The following is an 18,263-nucleotide window of genomic DNA, read 5'->3' on the forward strand; positions in this document are numbered from 1 at the left end:
TAGGTGGTATTTTTATATTATAATACTTAGCATGGCAAGTATTTGTGTAATTAATATATTGAGAGTTTATATTGTAGGAGGATTAGTATGAAAAAAGATGTAAGACAAATGTTAAATGATTTTATGAATGGATTAAGTAGTTTAGGAGAAACAAATGGTGAAAATGTTAATGCATTTATGAACCTATTAGGTACAAACTATGCAGAAGGAGCTATAAGCACAAAAACAAAAGAATTAATAAGTATTGGTATAGCAACTTATAACAGATGTGAATATTGCATAGTGTTCCATTCATACAAAGCATTAGAAGCTGGTGCTACTAGAGAAGAAATATTAGAAGCAGCTATGGTTTCAGTTGCATTTGGTGGAGGCCCAACTATGGCATATACAGTAACTTTATTAAAAGATTGTATTGATGAATTTGAAAATGATTTCAAATAAAATTTCATTAAAAATTTAGAGATTATATTTTAAAAGATTGCTGTAAGAGCTATAGTAAAGTATAGTTTTTAAAGCAATCTTTTTAATTGAAGAAGTTATTCTAAAATTTTTGAAGGTGGTTAGATTTATATGGAAATAACTATAAAAAATATAAATGGAAATTCTGCTAAAGTAGGTAAAATAAATGTATCTATAGGAGATATAGTGAAGAAAAATCAAATATTATTGCAAATAGAAACTAACAAAGGAAATACCCCTTTTAAATCTACTAGTAGCTTTAAAATAAAAGAAATAAAAGTATCAGAAGGACAAGAAGTAAAAAAAGGAGATATTTTATTTATAGTAGATGAATTAGAAGAGGTTAAAGAGAATAAAAAGGATAATAGTGTTAAAGTAGATTATTTTGCAAATTTAATTAAAGGAAAGAAAGAAAATATAAATACAGATGTTTTAATAATAGGTGGAGGCCCTGGTGGATACGTTTCTGCAATATATGCTGCTAAAAATGGGATGAATGTTATATTAGTAGAAAAAGATAATCTTGGCGGAACTTGTTTAAATGTAGGATGTATACCAACAAAAGCATTTGTTAAATCTTCGGAAATATATAATGAAGCTATTTTAGGTGAGGAATTTGGTTTTGAAATTAAAGAAATTAAACTACAAATGGAAAAGGTTGTTGAAAGAAAGAATAATATAAAAAATAATTTAAAATCAGGTATTGAATATTTATTAAATAAAAACAATGTAAAAGTAATTAAAGGAAATGCAGAATTCATAAATAATAAAACTGTATTAGTTAAAAAAGGAAAAGATGAGTATAAAATAAATGCAGAAAATATTATAATTGCTACAGGTTCTAATATTTCAAAAATAAATATAAAAGGAATAGAATTACCATTTGTATTAAATAGTACATCTGCATTAGATAATAAAAAATTACCTAAATCAATTACTATAATTGGTGGTGGAGTTATAGGAATGGAGTTTGCTTTTATATATTCAAATTTTGGTGTTAAAGTAAATGTTGTTGAATATATGGACAGACTTTTAACTATGGTTGATGATGATGTATCATGTGAAATTAAAGAAATAGCAAAAGAAAATGGAATTAATATATACACAAGTTCAAAGGTTAATAAAATTGAAAAATCAGAAAATGGAGAAGCAATAGTATTTTTTGAAAATGAAGGAAAGGATAAGTATTTAGTATCAGAAAACGTTTTAGTTGCAATAGGAAGAGAACCTAATATTAAAAATTTAGGCATAGAAAATACTGATATAAAATTAAATGAAAATGGAAAAGGAATAAGTGTAGATAATAAATTAAAAACTAATGTAGATAATATATATGCTATAGGAGATGTTACCAATAAAATTCAACTTGCACATGTTGCATCTCATCAAGGTATAGTTGCTATAGATAATATACTCGGTAAAAATAAAGAAATAAGCTATGATTATGTTCCAAATGTAATTTTTACTTCTCCAGAAATTGCGAATGTTGGATTAACAGAAAGACAATGTAATGAGAAGAATATAAATATAAAGATAAGTAAATTTCCATTCTCAGCAAATGGAAAAGCATTGACTATGGGAGAAACAAGAGGATTTATAAAATTAATTAAAGATATAGATGAAAATAAAATAGTTGGGGCATCAGTAATAGGAGTAGATGCATCTACTTTAATAAGTTCATTAACATTAATTATTAAAAATAATATTAGTGAAGATGAAATAATTGAAACAATATTTGCTCATCCAACAACCTCTGAAGTGATTCATGAAGCGGCACTTGGTCTTAGTATAGGAGCTATACATTACCATGAATAGAATAGTTATATCTGAGGAGTTAAATCCATATTATAATTTAGCGTTGGAAGAAGAACTTTTAAATAATGTTTTAGAAAATGAAAATATATTATATCTTTGGCAAAATGAAAATACTGTTGTTGTTGGTAGAAATCAAAATCCTTATTTAGAGTGTGATATAGATTATATTAATAAAAATAATATAAATTTAGTTAGACGCATATCAGGAGGAGGTACAGTATTTCATGATATAAACAATTTAAATTTTACTTTCATAACAAAAAGTTGTAATGCAAATTTAGAAAAACAATTAAGTGTTATAAAGTTAGCCGTAGAAAAGTTTGGATTAAATGTAGAATTTTCAGGAAGAAATGATTTATTAATACAAGGTAAAAAATTTTCAGGAAATGCATTTTATGATGATGGAGAAAATTATTTTCATCATGGAACTATTATGATTAATGTAAATACAGATATTTTACAAAAAGCTCTAAAGCCTTCAAAGTTAAAATTGCAATCTAAAGGAATAACATCTGTAAAAAGTAGAATAATTAATCTTAGTAGTTTAAGTAATGAAATAAATGTTAGTATTTTAAAGAGTTCTTTAGAAAATGCTTTTAAAAAAGTATATGGGAATATAGTTAAAAAAGATATATATAATGAAAGTTATAAGAAATGTTCTTTATATGAAAAGTATAAAAGTAGAGAGTGGAATTTTGGAGAAAGCCCAAATTATAACGTTATGCTAGAGGAAAAGTTTGATTTTGGTAATATTCAAATTTTGTTAAGTATAAAAAATAATAAGATATACAATGCAGAAATATATTCAGATACATTAGAAAATATAGATTTTAACCAAATTAAAAATGTACTGTTAGGTAAAGATTTTTCGGAAAAATATATACTAGAGTATATTAAACAAAATATAAATTAAATCATTATATAAGAGAGAAGAGTATGTTAATAATCTTCTCTTTTTACTTTTTTATACATCATAACTAAAAATAATTTTTAAAATTTACTTTTTTTATTGAATAAAAGTATTATAATAAGAGAATATGCTTTATAATAGTAATCTAGATTAGAAAATAATATAATAGGTTAATAATTATAGATAGAAGGTGATAATATGACAGAAAATAGATTTTTACCGATAAGTAAAAAGGATATGGAAGAAAGAGGATGGAATCAGTGTGATTTTATTATAGTTACAGGAGATGCTTATGTAGACCATCATAGTTTTGGAACTGCTATAATTTCAAGAGTTTTAGAAAATGCAGGGTATAAAGTTGGTATAATTGCACAGCCAGATTGGCATAGTATAGATGACTTTAAAAAACTTGGTAGACCAAGACTTGGTTTTTTAGTTAATGGTGGTAATATGGATTCCATGGTTAATCATTATACTGTAAGTAAAAGAAGAAGAGATAAGGATATGTATACTCCAGGCGGAAGAATGGGGGCAAGACCAGATAGAGCAACAATAGTTTATTGTAATAAAATTAGAGAGGCCTACAAGCATGTTAATGTTATAATAGGTGGAATAGAAGCTAGCCTTAGAAGATTTGCTCATTATGATTATTGGGGAGATAATGTAAGAAATTCAATACTTATAGATAGTGGTGCAGATTTATTAGTATATGGTATGAGTGAAAAACAAATAGTTGAAGTAGCAAATGCGTTAAATGATGGATTTGAAGCCAAGTACATAAGACATGTAAATGGAACATGTTATACTATAGAATCGTTAGATGAAGTATACGGAGATTATAAAATATTGCCTTCTTTAGAAGAAGTTGCAAATGATAAGGTGAAATATGCAAAAGCATTTAAAATTCAATATGAAGAGCAAGATCCAATTAGGGGAAAACAACTTATACAGAAGCATGGAAATAGATATGTTGTTATAAATAAACCAGAAATGCCATTAACAAGAGAAGAGCTTGATGAAGTTTATGCTCTTCCATATACTAAAAACTATCATCCTATATATGAAAAGGATGGTGGTATACCAGCAATAGAAGAAGTTAAATTTTCTATAGTAAGTTCAAGAGGTTGTTTTGGCAACTGTAACTTCTGTGCCATAACATTCCATCAAGGAAGAGCTGTTCAAAGTAGAAGTGAAGAATCAATACTTGAAGAAGCAAGAGAGATTACAACATTTAAAGATTTTAAAGGGTATATACATGATGTTGGTGGACCTACAGCAAACTTTAGAAAACCTGCTTGTAAACATCAACTTACAATAGGAGCATGTAAAAATAAACAATGTTTAACTCCTGGTGTTTGCAAAAATATGGATGTTGATCATAGTGAGTACCTACATCTCTTACGAGAAATAAGGAAAATTCCAAAAGTTAAAAAAGCTTTTGTAAGATCAGGATTAAGATATGATTATATAATGGCTGACAAAGATGATACTTTCTTCAGAGAACTTGTAGAGCATCATGTAAGTGGTCAACTTAAAGTAGCTCCAGAGCATGTAGCTCCACAAACTTTAAAGTATATGAACAAGCCATCAGGAAAAACATATGATAAATTTAGAGAAAAATTCTTTAAAATAAATAGACAACTGAAAAAAGAACAATATATAATTCCGTATTTAATGTCAAGTCATCCAGGAAGTGGATTAAAAGAAGCAATTCAACTTGCTGAATATTTAAGAGATATAAAGTATCAACCAGAGCAAGTTCAAGATTTTTATCCAACTCCTGGAACAATGTCAACAACAATGTTTTATACAGGACTTGATCCTTTAACTATGGAAGAAGTATATATTCCTAAAACTAAAGAAGAAAAGGCTATGCAAAGAGCACTGCTTCAATTTAAAAATCCTAAAAACTATAATCTTGTTTATGATGCTTTAATTAAAGCTGGAAGGGAAGATTTAATAGGTAATGGTCCTAAATGTTTAATTCAATCAAAAGAAACAAGATACATAGCAAGTCAACATGGAAAGTCTAAAACTAAAGGAAAAGGACATCAAAGGGATAATAAAGGCTCAAAAAGTAATAGGAATTCAAGAGATAATAGAAAAGGTAGAAATTCTAATAACCAATCAAAAAATGAAGAAACTAAAATGTATAAAGGGAAAAAAAGTAGAGGTCCTGCAAAGCTAAGACTTAAAAAGAAAAGATAAATAAAATGAAGTAGAGCTATTTAAATAGCTCTCTTTTTTATTTAATTAAAAATATATAGTAAAAATAAATGAAATAATCTTAGTAAAAATAAGTAAAAATATAAGGAAAATTTAAGTAAAAATATTGAAAATGTTTTCTAAGGGTGTTAATATTATATTAACAAATAAAATTATATAGAAGGGGTGTAAATATTTTGAAGCAAAAAATGTTAAATATTTTTAATGAGGTTTATGGATATAAAGAGGGAGCTAGAGTATTTTTTTCACCTGGAAGAGTTAATTTAATTGGAGAACATACTGATTATAATGGTGGAAATGTATTTCCTTGTGCAATAAGTTTTGGTACTTTTGGAGTAATAAAATTAAGAGATGATAATAAAGTAAGAATGTATTCAAAAAACTTTGAAAACTTAGGTGTTATAGAGTTTAGCTTAGATGGGTTAAAATATGAAAAAGAGCATGATTGGGCAAATTATTGTAAAGGAGTTATAGATGTATTACAAAAAGAAGGTTATGTTATAGATAAAGGATTTGATGTTGTAATATATGGAAATATACCAAACGGAGCAGGACTTTCATCATCAGCTTCACTTGAGCTATTAATTGGAGTTATGATGGACAAGTTATTTAACTTAAATATTGATAGAATAGATTTAGTTAAATATTCACAAAGGGCAGAAAATAAATTTATAGGCGTAAATTGCGGTATTATGGATCAATTTGCTATAGGAATGGGAAAAGAAAATAAGGCTATATTGTTAGATTGTAACACTTTAAAATATAGTTACTCAGATATAAATTTAAAAAATGAAGTTATAATTATATCAAATACGAATAAAAGAAGAGGGCTTGCAGATTCAAAATATAATGAGAGAAGAAGCGAATGTGAAGAAGCCTTATCTGAATTAAAAGAAAAATTAAATATTAATTCATTAGGAGAGCTTACAATTGAAGAGTTTGAAAATAATAAAAATTTAATAAAAGATGAAATTAGAATAAAGAGAGCTAAGCATGCTGTATATGAAAATGTTAGAACTCTTAAAGCAAAGGAAGCTTTAGAAAATAATGATTTAAAAACATTTGGTGAGCTTATGAACCAATCACATATTTCATTAAGAGATGATTATGAAGTAACTGGAAAAGAATTAGATACATTAGTTAATCTTGCATGGGAATGTGAAGGGACTATAGGTTCTAGAATGACCGGAGCTGGTTTTGGAGGTTGTACGGTATCTATAGTTAAAAAGGATTTTGTAGAAAGTTTTATAAAGTATGTAGGAGAAAAGTATAAAGAAATTATAGGATATGATGCAGATTTTTATATAGCAAATATAGGTGATTCAACTAGAGAAATATAGGGTGTGATATTATGGAAATTTATAGAGAGATTGATAGGTTAATAAAATATTCTTTGAAAAAGAGTTTAATAGAAACTGAAGATGAAGTATATATAAGAAATAGTTTACTTGATCTCTTTAAATTAGATGATTATGAACAGCAGAATATAGATGATGAAGATTTAAATACTCCAACACCTATTTTAGAGAATCTTTTAGATTATGCATATGAGAAAGGTTTAATTGAATATAATACTCCAATATATAGAGATCTTTTTGATACTAAAATAATGGGGATTTTAATTAAAAGGCCATCTGAAGTAATTAAAGATTTTAATTATAAATATAAAAATAGTCCTAAAGATGCAACAACATACTTTCATAATATAAGTAGAGCTTGTGATTATATAAGAACAGATAGAATAGCTAAAAATGTTGTATGGAAAACAAGTTCAGAATATGGAAATATTGATATAACTATAAATTTATCAAAGCCTGAAAAGGATCCAAAGGCAATAGAAGCTGCTAAAAATCTTCCACAGTCAGGATATCCAAAATGTTTACTTTGTAAAGAAAATGAAGGATATTCAGGAAGGGTAAATCATCCTGCTAGGCAGAATTTAAGAGTTATTCCTATAAATCTTTTGAATAAAGAGTGGTTTTTACAGTATTCTCCATATGCATATTATAATGAGCATTGCATAGTGTTTTCAGGAGAGCATATCCCTATGAAAATAACAAAGGAAAGCTTCGATAGAATATTGGAGTTTGTAGAAAAATTTCCACATTATTTTGTAGGATCAAATGCAGATTTACCAATAGTTGGAGGATCAATACTTACTCATGATCATTATCAAGGTGGAAATTATAAATTTGCAATGAATTATGCAGAAGATGTATTTAAGTTTAATATAAAAAATTATAATGATATAGAGTTATCTATAATTAAATGGCCATTAACAGTAGTAAGATTAAAAGGTAAAAATAGAGAAGAATTAAGTGAACTTGCTGGTAAAATATTAAGTCATTGGAGAGAATACTCTGATGAAGATGCAGGTATATTTGCTTATTCAGAAAATGTTCCTCATAATACAATAACTCCAATTGGAAGATTTTCTGATGAAAAGTATGAATTAGACCTTGTACTAAGAAATAATAGAAGAAATAATGAACATCCATATGGAATATTTCATCCACATGCACAATTACATCATATAAAGAAGGAAAATATAGGTCTTATTGAAGTTTTAGGACTTGCAGTTTTACCATCTAGGTTGAAAGAAGAACTTAAATTAATAGAAAAAAATTTGCTTTTAGGTAATGAAGATCTTATAGATAAAGATGAAATAGGAATACACTTAGATTGGTTTTATGAAATATTAAAAAATAATAAAAATATAAACGAAAATAATGTGGAATCAATTGTAAGAAATGAAGTAGGAAAAGTATTTATAAAAGTTCTTGAAGATTGTGGTGTATTTAAATGGAATGAATCAGGAATAAAATCTATGAAAAAATATATAGATTCATTAAAAAACAATATTTAAATAAAAATAAATATGGATTTGAATTTAATATTCAAATCCATATTTTTATTATTTTGATATTTAAAATACCTTAATATATAATATGTTATGAGAAAGAGGTGAAAGATATTGGCGACTATAAAAGATATAGCAAATATTGCAGGTGTATCAATATCAACTGTATCTAGGGTTTTGAATTTGGATAAAAGTTTAAATGTTTCAGAGGAAACAAGAGAAAAGGTTTTAGAAATTGCTGATAAAATGAATTATATGACTGCAAAGCAAAAAAAACTTAGGGATAAGGTGTATAATATAGGTATTGTAAGTAGCTTTATAGATGGAGAATCAAATGATCCATATTTTTTATATATTAGAATGGCAATTGAAAAAATGTGTAATGAAAAAAATATAGAGTTTAAATCAGTATATATAGATAAATTAATTAGTGAGCCTACATCAAAATATAAAGGAATAAATGGAATAATAGCTATAGGTATATTTACTAATGAGGAAATAAAAAAATTAGAATGTATAACTAAAGAGATTATATTTGTAGATTCATCTCCTGATGAATGGAAATATGACTCTATTGTTGTAAATTTTAAACAAGGAGTTTTAAGTGCTTTAAGTTATCTTGAAAGTTTAGGTCATAAAAATATAGCATATATAGGTGGTAGAGTAATAGCTCATAATGATAAAGAAAAAAAAGAATTATTTAATGATAGAGAAAAGATATATACAGAATATATGAAAGAGAAAGGTAATTATAAAAAAGAGTGGGTATATAAAGGAGATTTTACATTAGAAGATGGTTATGAACTTATGAAAAAAATGCTTGAGAATAAAAACTTACCTACGGCTATATTTATATCTAGTGATCCTATGGCTATAGGTGCTTATAAAGCAATTAATGAAAAGGGATATTCTATTCCAGAAGATATAAGCATAATAGGATTTGATGATATTGCAACAGCAAAGTTTTTAACACCATCTCTTACAACTGTAAAAGTATTTGTAGAGCTTATGGGAGAAACTGCATTAAACACTATTTTAGAAAGATTAGAAAATAGCAGAGAAATAAGCAAAAAAATAGTTTTGCCAGTTAAACTTATAAAAAGAGAAAGTTGCAAATCAATTAAATAAAAAAACGTGTCATAAATTAGACACGTTTTTTTTATTTAAAAATTAGAAAATGCATTGGATGGTATTCCTTTGTAAGGACAAATTTTCATCACTTTTCTTATTAAATGTTGCTTTTCTAAATAAGAACAAATTGAATCTATATGTTTTGAAGGATCTATTTCTTTTTCAGCATTTGCAAAAGATAAAGCTGATTTTAAATTGCTATAAGGTATTGAATTTATATTTTCACTAATTTCTGCTGGAGTAAAAAACTTATTAGGATTAGATATTAAAAATTGCCTAATATCATCTGCTAATGAATGAAATTCTAATTTATTTTCATCGCTAGTATAAATTTTCATTTAAATCACTCCTTAAACTTTAATTAATAAATAATAATATTTACATAATTTAAACCCTATGTAAATGTTTACTTTAATAACATTATAACAAAAAAGTTATTTAATATAAATGTATATTTAATGTACTTATAAAACAAAAAGTGTATTAAGTAAATTTATTAAATATAATTATATTAAAAAGTTTAATATTATTAAAAAGAATGCTATAATACATAAAAAGAAAAAAATAGAAAAAATAAACAAAAATTATAAATTTAAAAATAGTAAGAGTTATTGAGTTTTTATGTAAATTTAAGTTTATATTAATCTGTTTACTAAATTTTAAAATATATATCAAATTTATGTTTTTAATAAGGAGAAGTTTATGAGAGGAAAAAATTTTTTGAAATTAATTTGTATCATTATTGTTATTTTTTTTATAGTTCCTAATTTAAAAGTCAATGCAGACATTATAAATAAAAATCAAAGTAAATCATATGGATGGATTAAATATAATAATAATTGGTACTACTTAAGTGGAAATGGAAAAATGAAGACAGGCTGGTTAAAAGAAGGAAGTTCATGGTATTACTTAAGTGGAAATGGAAAAATGAAGACCGGTTGGCTAAAAGACGGTAGTTCATGGTACTACTTAAATAGTAGTGGTAGATGGGAAGAAAGTGGGTTAGCTAAAGATATATCGAAAACTAAAATTTCTAAAAAAACAAAACAAATAATATTAGTATCTGGAGATAGACTATACTTTTTTGAGAAAAATAATGGTATATGGGAACAAATTTTAAATGAAAAGGCAAGACATGGATATGCAGGATTTAAAAAAAATAAACATGAAGGAGATGGAGCTACACCAATTGGAGTATATTCTATATTATATGGATTTGGATTTAGTAGCAATCCAGGAACTAAGTTAAATTATAAAAAAATCACTAATAACTCATATTTTGTAGATAATAGTAATTCTAAGTACTATAACAAGTGGTATGAAGGAAAAGGTGAAAGGGGAGAACATATGATAGACCATTATCAATATAAATATGGCATGGTAATTGATTATAATAGAAATCAAAGGAAAGGAAAAGGTTCTGCTATATTTATTCATTGTAATGGAAGAGGAAATACTGCAGGTTGTATAAGCATACCAGAAAATAGTATGCTTAGATTATTAAAAAAAGTTAATAATGGAGCTTATATAATAATAACTACAAATAATAAAAATTTAAAATATTATTAAATGATGAATTAATTATATAGATTTGTTTGAATATAGATAGGGTTTTATAATTAGAATAAAAACATAGATAAAAATATCTATGTTTTTATTTGTCACCCAAAATTATTTTAAATAGGTTGACAATGATTTTAAAAAAATATATTATATTAAATAATTAGTTTGATTGTCAAAATAATGGAGGGTTATTATGAATTTAAAAGCTAGGGATTTAATATTAATTTCAATGTTTGCAGCACTTACAGCAATAGGTGCATTTATAAAAATACCATTACCTATAGTTCCGTTTACATTACAATATTTCTTTTGTGCAATAGGTGCAATTTTACTTGGAAGTAAACTTGGAGCATTATCACAAATTTTATACGTATTTGTAGGTCTTATAGGAATACCTATATTTACACAAGGTGGAGGTCCACAGTATATATTGCAACCTACATTTGGATATTTACTAGGATTTATATTAGCTTCATTTATTATAGGAAAAATAACAGAAAATATTAAAAAACTAACTTTATTAAAAATATTTTTTTCATGTTTATGTGGATTAGCTATTATATATATATTTGGAGTTTTGTATATGTATATTATTTATAATTTTTATTTAGGTAATACAATGAGTGTTTTTTTAGCAATTAAGATAGGAGTTATAGCATTTTTACCAAGTGATATATTATTAAGTTTTATAATATCAATAGTTGGAATTAATGTTGTAGCAAAACTAAGAAAAGCAGGGTATGAAATTTAGGCTTAAAATAATTAAAATTAGTTTTGTTAAACATAAGTATTTTATTAAAATTAACTTTTAAAATCATATGTGATACATTAAAATTAAATATAATTAACAATTCAATATTATTAAAGTATAATAAGTTTAAAAGGATTTTCAAATTTCTGTGTCAATATTTGAAAGATAATGTATGAAATTTAAAAAATATATTCTAAAGTGTGTATTTGTATTAATAAATTTGTACTTAATAAGTAGTATTTTCGCACACATATGAAATTTTATTAGAAAAATATATTTAAACATATGATAAATAGGAGTATTTTATATTTGGCATAATATTTGCTATAAATAATAGTGTAAATTTTATAGTAAAGGGGTATGGTTATGGATAATTTAGAATTAGTATCATTTCAAATAATAAGCAGTGTTGGAGAGGCAAAATCAGCTTTATTTGAAGTTTTAGAATTATCAAGAGAAGAAAAATTTGAAGAAGCAGAAAAGAAAATACAAGAAGCTGAAGAAGCAATATTAAAAGCTCATCAATCACATTTTTCATTAATACAAGAAGAGGCGAGTGGAAATAAAGTTGAACCATCTTTATTATTAATACATGCAGAAGATCAATTAATGAATGTTGAAACATTAAAATCTTTTGCAAAAGAAATGATTTTATTACATAAAAAGTATAGCAAATAAATTAAAATTAAATATATGAGCCAAAAGTTAGTGCAATAAAAAAGAGAGTTTGTTTTAAACTCTCTTTAGCTATTTAAAATAGTATTTAAATCATCAATTAAAACTTTTAAATCATAAGCATCTTTAGGAATTAGTACTCTATATTTTCCAGAGCTTTCATCTTCAAATTTAGTTTTTAAAGTTTTAAAATAATTTTTTATTTCACTAAATTTATGTTCTCCTAAATCTTGTCTATTCTTTGAATCAATAGTGATTTTATGGCAATTAATAGAACATTTTTTATCATCATTTTGTTCTACATGTATATAATCATTTATATTTTTCATATTTATCACCTCAATTATATTTTAACATTAAATAATATTAAATATTGAAAAATACATATTATTTTACCATAATTTAATAATTAAAAAGATAGATGAAAATATATATTTTCATCTATCTTTTTTATGAAGGTACAAACTAATTAATGAGCTTATTTATTATGAGATAATTTTGAGCGTTTAGTATATTTTTTACCATTTGAATGGCTACCAAGTTTTTTACCATTTTCTATACCTATTTCGGCTCCTTGTTCAGAATACATTTTTCTAAGTTCCGCATTAGATTTTGGTCTATCTTTTAATCTATTCTTATTATTATCCATAAAAAACCTCCTAAATAAAAATTTGTACAAAAATAGTTTGTGTAAATAAACTAATATTATTTACACAAACTATTATTAATTAAATGTAAAACTATTTTAAAATAGGAGTAATTGTATTAATCTTCATATAAATATTTTCTAGTTAAAGGTAACTCATTATTTATACCTTTTGAATATAAAGTTTGATGAATATCTATAGTCCAATAATGGAAAGCAGCAGCACATGATGCAAGATAAATATGCCACATTCTTAAAAATCTTTCATCAAACATTTCTCTTTCTTCTTCTAAATGTTCTTCGAAATTCTTAAGCCATTCTTGTAAAGTTTTCATATAATGAAGTCTTAAGCTTTCAACATCAAGAACATGGAAGTTTAGTTCACTTGCAACTGAAATTTCTTCTCTTAATGTTGGTAAATATCCACCAGGGAATATGTAAGTTGTTACCCACTTATTACCTTCTGTTTCAACAAGATTAGTTATGTTATGAAGTAAGAATAATCCACCTTCTTTTAGTACAGAATCTATATTCTTAAAGAAAAGAGGTATATTAGCATGACCTACGTGTTCTGCCATACCAACACTTACAATTCTATCAAACATAAGACCAGATTTTTCTAAGTTTCTATAATCCATAAGTTTTACAGTTACTAAATCTTCTAGTCCTTCTTCTTTTATTCTTTCAGTAGCTTTAGCAAATTGTTCTTCACTTAAAGTTATACCAGTAGCTTTAACTTTATAAAGTTTAGCTGCTTCAATTATTAAAAAGCCCCAACCACATCCTATATCAAGAAGAGTTTGACCTTCTTTTAAATTAAGCTTTTTTAATATATGTTTAATTTTATTTATCTGAGCATCATAAAGTGTGTCATTTTCACTTTCAAAATATCCACATGAATAACTCATTGTTTTATCTAACCATAAGCTATAGAAATCATTTCCTATATCATAGTGATGGGCTATATCTTTTTTTGATTTTAAAAGTGAAGGAGCTTTGACTTTTCCAGCAAGTTTTAAAAGTGTAGAATGATTTAAGAAACTATCTTTATTTCTCATCATACTTTCAAATATTTCTTGTGGATCTCCTTCAAAATCTATATCTCCATCCATGTAAGCTTCACCTAAAGCTAAACTTGCATCACATAATAAATCTTTTTTGCTTGGGAATTTATTTATTATTATTGTAAATTTAGGTTCACCTTCACCGACTTTAACTATTTCACCATCCCAAAGTTTTAAGTTAAATGTTTCATCAGATAAATGTTTAGTAAATGATTTTACTATAGTTTTGTTCATTTCCATAATTAACACCTCATTTATTTAAGTCTTATTCATTATAGTATTTATAAAAAATAAAATTAACATGCATAATTATTGTAATATTAGCATTTTTAAACATTGATTAGTAAAGTTTTTTAAAATACTCTAGTATTCTTTTAAATACTTTCACTTTCTTTAGATTTTAAAATGTTTGAATAATATTTGAATAAGCTAACATAAGTATTTAAGTGTATTTTATATAATATTATTTAAATATGTTAAAAAACTTTATATATTGTAATTTTTTTAAGTAAAATATAAAATGTATTAATTTAATTAGAATTACATAGCATAATACTGAAATATGTAATTAATTATTTAAAATAAATAGGAAATAAAGAATAAAATATTAATTATTATAGATAAAATGTAAATAATATTATCTAAATGTATATAATTGAAAAGCTATATATTAATATATTAATTGAATAAATTATTTTTTATAGGGGGAAATATGAAAAAGTTAGTAAGTTTATTATTAGTATCCATATTATCATGCACTTTAATTGCTTGTGGTGGAGATAGTCCAAGTTCAGTTGTAGAAAAATTTTATTCTACTTTAAAGAATGGAAATATAAGTGAAATAAGTAATTTGATTAATAAGGATACTATTTCTAAAGACAAAACTGATAAAAAATTAACTTCTGAAGAAGAAGAGGCTTTAAAGAAAGTTTTATCAAAGACGGAAATAAAAATTAATAATACGGAAGAAAAAAATGATGAGGCTACTGTAAGTGCTACAGTAACAGCAATAGATGCAGGAGATATAATGGGAAATTATATGGTTACTGCTATACAAAAATCATTAGCAGCATCAATGAGTGGAAAAAGTGATAAGGAATTACAGAAAGATTTACAAAAAGATTTAATTAATATAGTAAATAAAGATGATTTAAAGAAAATAACTCAAGATATAAATATTCAATTAATAAAACAAGATAATAAATGGGTGATTAAGGACCCAGAAACAGTTTTATTAAAAACTTTTAACTTAGAAAAGTTCTCAAAATTTATAAAAGAATTTTCAAATAAATAAAAAAGTAGCTAATTTTAGCTACTTTTTTATTTATAATATTAAATATATAAAATTTTTTTAATATTATATTTTAAATTTAATTATAAGAAATAAAAAGTAACCACTCTATATAAAAAATATAAATTTAGTGGTTCTTCCTATATTATAAAAAATATTTATAATATTAGTGTAGAAGGAATATTAATTTAGAGGTGAACTTATGGAAAAATTATTAAGACCTGTGTGGGCTGAAATAGATTTAGATAAAATAGCATTAAATATGAAAAATATAAAAAAATTAGTTAATAATAAAGACGTAATCGCAGTTATAAAAGCTGATGCGTATGGGCATGGAGCATTAGATATTGCACCGGTTTTAATAGAAAATGGTGCTTCAAGATTTGCAGTAGCAGTTATAACAGAAGCATTAGAACTAATTAATGGTGATATAAAGTGTCCTATAATGATATTAGGATATACTCCATTAGAATTTGGTGAAGATCTAATAAATAATAATATAGAACAAACAGTGTATGATTTAAATTATGCAAAAAAACTATCTGAAATTGCAATTAAGCTTGGAAAAACTGCAAAAATTCATATAGCTTTAGATACTGGAATGGGTAGAATTGGATTTATACCAAATGAAGAAAGTTTAAAAGATGTTTTAGAAATATCAAAATTAAAAGGAATAGAAATTGTTGGTATATTTACACATTTTTCAACATCTGATGAAAAGGATAAAGAATATACAAATATGCAATTTAAAAAAATAAAAGATTTTAATGAAGAACTTATAAAAAATGGATTAAATATAAAAATAAAACATGTATCAAATAGCGGTGCTATAATAGACCTTCCAGAAACATATCTTGATGCAGTAAGAGCAGGAATAATATTATATGGATATTATCCATCAAATGAAGTAAAAAAAGAACAACTTAAAATAGAGCCTGCATTAACATTAAAAACTAAAGTTGCTCATATTAAAACTTTAGATAAAGATATGTACGTAAGTTATGGAAGAAAATTCAAAACAAATAGAGAAAGTATAATTGCAACAATTCCAATTGGTTATGCAGATGGTTATTCTAGATCTTTAAGTGGAAAAGCTAAAGTTATAATAAATGGAAAATTTGCAAATGTAGTAGGTAGAATATGCATGGATCAATGTATGGTAGATGTTACTGATATTGGAGAAGTAAAAGTTGGTGATGAAGTTATTTTACTTGGTGAAGATAATGGATTAAAATTTAATGCTGATGATATGGCAGAAATAATGGAAACAATAAACTATGAAGTTTTATGTATGCTTAAACATAGAGTTCCTAGGGTATATAAGAGTAATGGAGAAATTGTGCATATAAGAAATTATATTTAATTAATTTTCTGATATAATAAAGGAAGATTAAATTAGAATAGAAGGTGAGAATATTTGATTTTTTCGTCCTTTAAAATAAATGAAGAAGAAAAGATACACACTCAAATAGAAAAACATATAAAAGAAAATATAGAAAGTGGAATGTTACAAAAGGGAAGTAAGTTACCATCTACAAGAGAAGTTAGCAAAATAATTTCTGTAAGTAGAAATTCTGTCATATTAGCTTATGAGACTTTAGAAGAAGAAGGAATTATAGAAAGTATAAAAGGTAAAGGAACTTTCGTAAAAATAGAGAAAAAATTAAATGGTGGAGATTTAAATATAGATTGGAACAATATGATGAGTTGTTATTGTAATTGTTGCGAGGAGCTTGATATAGTAAAAAATGAGTTGCCTTGGAAAAAAGGAATGATTTCTTTTAAAAGTATTGCACCAGACGAAAGTCTTTTTGATTTAGAAGAATTTAAAAGAGCATTTTTAACTACATTTTCTATTGAAGGAGATAAACTTTTAAATTATGGATATGCTAAGGGTTATAAGCCTTTAATAGAGTATTTAATGAGATATATGAAGCAAAAGGGTGTAAATATAGAAAATAAAGATATATTAATAACTAATGGATTTACTGAAGGATTTGATATAGTATTAAGCGGAATTATGAATGAAGGTGAGACTATAGCATGTGAAGAGCCAACTCATAATACTGCTATAAAAATTATGAAAAGTCATAATCTTAATATTAAATCAATAGATATGGACAAGGATGGTTTAAATTTAGATAAATTAGAAGAAACATTAATAAAGCATAATCCTAAGTTATTATATTTAATACCTTCTTATCATAATCCCACTGGTATTGTTATGAAAGGAGAGAAGAGAAAATCTGTATATAATATATGTGAAAAGTATAAAGTTCCTATAATAGAAGATGGATTTAATGAGGAACTTTTATATACAAGCTCTCATGTAGCACCAATTGCATCATTATGTGATAAAGGAAATGGAATAGTTTATATAGGAAGTTTTTCTAAAATACTGTTTCCTGGAATTAGAATTGGATGGGTCTTTGGAGATAAAAATTTAATATCAAAATTAGAAAGTATAAAAAGAACTAGAAATATACATTCTTCATTTTTAGATCAAGCCATATTCCATAAATATATGGAAAGTGGTTCATTTCATAAGTACATGAAAAAAATAAGAAAGCATTATAAGGATAAATATAATTTTACATTGAAACAAGTTAAAAAATATATTCCACATGATTATATTTTAGGGGAAGGTGGACTTCATATATTTATCAAGTTAAAAAATGTAAATGGAAGAGATGTTTTAAGGGAATGTTATAAAAGAGGTGTAGTTTTTATGCCGGGTGATATATTTTATAATAATAAAGATGGTTCGGAAAAAATAAGACTAGGTTTTTCAAGAGTAAGTGAAAATGATATAGAAAAAGGTATAAAAATAATTGGAGATGTTGTTAAAAGTTTAATAAACAAAAAGGGCTAA

Annotated in this window: 17 protein-coding genes; 13 read left to right on the top strand and 4 right to left on the bottom strand. The window is 25.0% G+C overall.

The annotated features are described in order from the left end of the window. Window positions 1-87: 87 nt before the first annotated feature. From AC4FQ1_RS11670 to AC4FQ1_RS11700, 7 genes are all read left to right on the top strand, one after another. Window positions 88-441 carry a carboxymuconolactone decarboxylase family protein gene (locus tag AC4FQ1_RS11670; protein ID WP_303130451.1) on the top strand — a complete coding sequence of 118 codons (354 nt, stop codon included), beginning with the start codon at window positions 88-90 and terminating at the stop codon, window positions 439-441. 129 nt (window positions 442-570) lie between these two features. Next, entirely contained in the window at window positions 571-2,274 is a 1,704-nt protein-coding gene (lpdA, locus tag AC4FQ1_RS11675; RefSeq protein ID WP_303130448.1) for a dihydrolipoyl dehydrogenase, read from the top strand. Beyond that, on the top strand, window positions 2,267-3,187 hold the full coding sequence (gene lplA, locus AC4FQ1_RS11680) for a lipoate--protein ligase (protein ID WP_491169742.1): 921 nt from the start codon (window positions 2,267-2,269) through the stop codon (window positions 3,185-3,187). Before lpdA ends, lplA begins: the two co-directional genes overlap by 8 nt. A 195-nt stretch (window positions 3,188-3,382) precedes the next feature. Further along, window positions 3,383-5,392 (top strand): YgiQ family radical SAM protein, encoded by a 2,010-nt coding sequence (locus tag AC4FQ1_RS11685; RefSeq protein ID WP_491169743.1) that lies wholly within the window; start codon window positions 3,383-3,385, stop codon window positions 5,390-5,392. 206 nt (window positions 5,393-5,598) lie between these two features. Next, window positions 5,599-6,750 carry a galactokinase gene (locus tag AC4FQ1_RS11690; RefSeq protein WP_303131064.1) on the top strand — a complete coding sequence of 384 codons (1,152 nt, stop codon included), beginning with the start codon at window positions 5,599-5,601 and terminating at the stop codon, window positions 6,748-6,750. A gap of 11 nt (window positions 6,751-6,761) precedes the next feature. Next, complete coding sequence (gene galT, locus AC4FQ1_RS11695; protein WP_491169744.1) at window positions 6,762-8,276, top strand: UDP-glucose--hexose-1-phosphate uridylyltransferase; 1,515 nt, start codon at window positions 6,762-6,764, stop codon at window positions 8,274-8,276. Between the two features lie 108 nt (window positions 8,277-8,384). Beyond that, window positions 8,385-9,398, top strand: a complete 1,014-nt coding sequence (locus AC4FQ1_RS11700) for a LacI family DNA-binding transcriptional regulator (RefSeq protein ID WP_303131061.1) — start codon at window positions 8,385-8,387, stop codon at window positions 9,396-9,398. Window positions 9,399-9,433: 35 nt separating this feature from the next. On the opposite strand, the gene AC4FQ1_RS11705 is transcribed toward AC4FQ1_RS11700, so the two are convergent. Beyond that, window positions 9,434-9,739 (bottom strand): hypothetical protein, encoded by a 306-nt coding sequence (locus AC4FQ1_RS11705; RefSeq protein WP_303131060.1) that lies wholly within the window; start codon window positions 9,737-9,739, stop codon window positions 9,434-9,436. 364 nt (window positions 9,740-10,103) lie between these two features. On the opposite strand from AC4FQ1_RS11705, the gene AC4FQ1_RS11710 reads away from it, so the two are divergent. The 3 genes from AC4FQ1_RS11710 to AC4FQ1_RS11720 all read left to right on the top strand — a co-directional run bounded on the left by AC4FQ1_RS11710 (window position 10,104) and on the right by AC4FQ1_RS11720 (window position 12,393). Continuing rightward, the gene (locus AC4FQ1_RS11710) at window positions 10,104-10,970 is read left to right on the top strand and encodes a L,D-transpeptidase family protein (RefSeq protein ID WP_491169745.1); all 867 of its coding nucleotides are present in this window, start codon (window positions 10,104-10,106) and stop codon (window positions 10,968-10,970) included. Window positions 10,971-11,157: 187 nt separating this feature from the next. Beyond that, the gene (locus tag AC4FQ1_RS11715) at window positions 11,158-11,715 is read left to right on the top strand and encodes a biotin transporter BioY (protein ID WP_491169746.1); all 558 of its coding nucleotides are present in this window, start codon (window positions 11,158-11,160) and stop codon (window positions 11,713-11,715) included. Between the two features lie 366 nt (window positions 11,716-12,081). After that, on the top strand, window positions 12,082-12,393 hold the full coding sequence (locus tag AC4FQ1_RS11720) for a PTS sugar transporter subunit IIA (protein ID WP_491147399.1): 312 nt from the start codon (window positions 12,082-12,084) through the stop codon (window positions 12,391-12,393). Window positions 12,394-12,458: 65 nt separating this feature from the next. Here AC4FQ1_RS11720 and AC4FQ1_RS11725 read toward each other — a convergent pair whose 3' ends face one another. The 3 genes from AC4FQ1_RS11725 to AC4FQ1_RS11735 all read right to left on the bottom strand — a co-directional run bounded on the left by AC4FQ1_RS11725 (window position 12,459) and on the right by AC4FQ1_RS11735 (window position 14,340). Beyond that, on the bottom strand, window positions 12,459-12,719 hold the full coding sequence (locus AC4FQ1_RS11725; RefSeq protein ID WP_491147397.1) for a hypothetical protein: 261 nt from the start codon (window positions 12,717-12,719) through the stop codon (window positions 12,459-12,461). Window positions 12,720-12,868: 149 nt separating this feature from the next. Beyond that, entirely contained in the window at window positions 12,869-13,039 is a 171-nt protein-coding gene (locus AC4FQ1_RS11730) for a hypothetical protein (protein ID WP_491147395.1), read from the bottom strand. Window positions 13,040-13,155: 116 nt separating this feature from the next. Continuing rightward, window positions 13,156-14,340: a class I SAM-dependent methyltransferase gene (locus AC4FQ1_RS11735; protein WP_491169747.1), complete on the bottom strand. Its 1,185-nt coding sequence runs from the start codon at window positions 14,338-14,340 to the stop codon at window positions 13,156-13,158. Window positions 14,341-14,812: 472 nt separating this feature from the next. Here AC4FQ1_RS11735 and AC4FQ1_RS11740 point away from each other — a divergent pair, with 472 nt between their 5' ends. From AC4FQ1_RS11740 to pdxR, 3 genes are all read left to right on the top strand, one after another. Continuing rightward, complete coding sequence (locus AC4FQ1_RS11740; RefSeq protein WP_303130340.1) at window positions 14,813-15,394, top strand: DUF4878 domain-containing protein; 582 nt, start codon at window positions 14,813-14,815, stop codon at window positions 15,392-15,394. Between the two features lie 199 nt (window positions 15,395-15,593). Then, a complete protein-coding gene (gene alr, locus AC4FQ1_RS11745; RefSeq protein WP_491169748.1) occupies window positions 15,594-16,754 on the top strand; it encodes an alanine racemase in 1,161 nt (386 codons plus the stop codon). Window positions 16,755-16,811: 57 nt separating this feature from the next. After that, window positions 16,812-18,263 carry a MocR-like pyridoxine biosynthesis transcription factor PdxR gene (gene pdxR, locus AC4FQ1_RS11750; RefSeq protein ID WP_491148150.1) on the top strand — a complete coding sequence of 484 codons (1,452 nt, stop codon included), beginning with the start codon at window positions 16,812-16,814 and terminating at the stop codon, window positions 18,261-18,263.

It is taken from the genome of Clostridium sp. TJA020, from assembly GCF_058310295.1.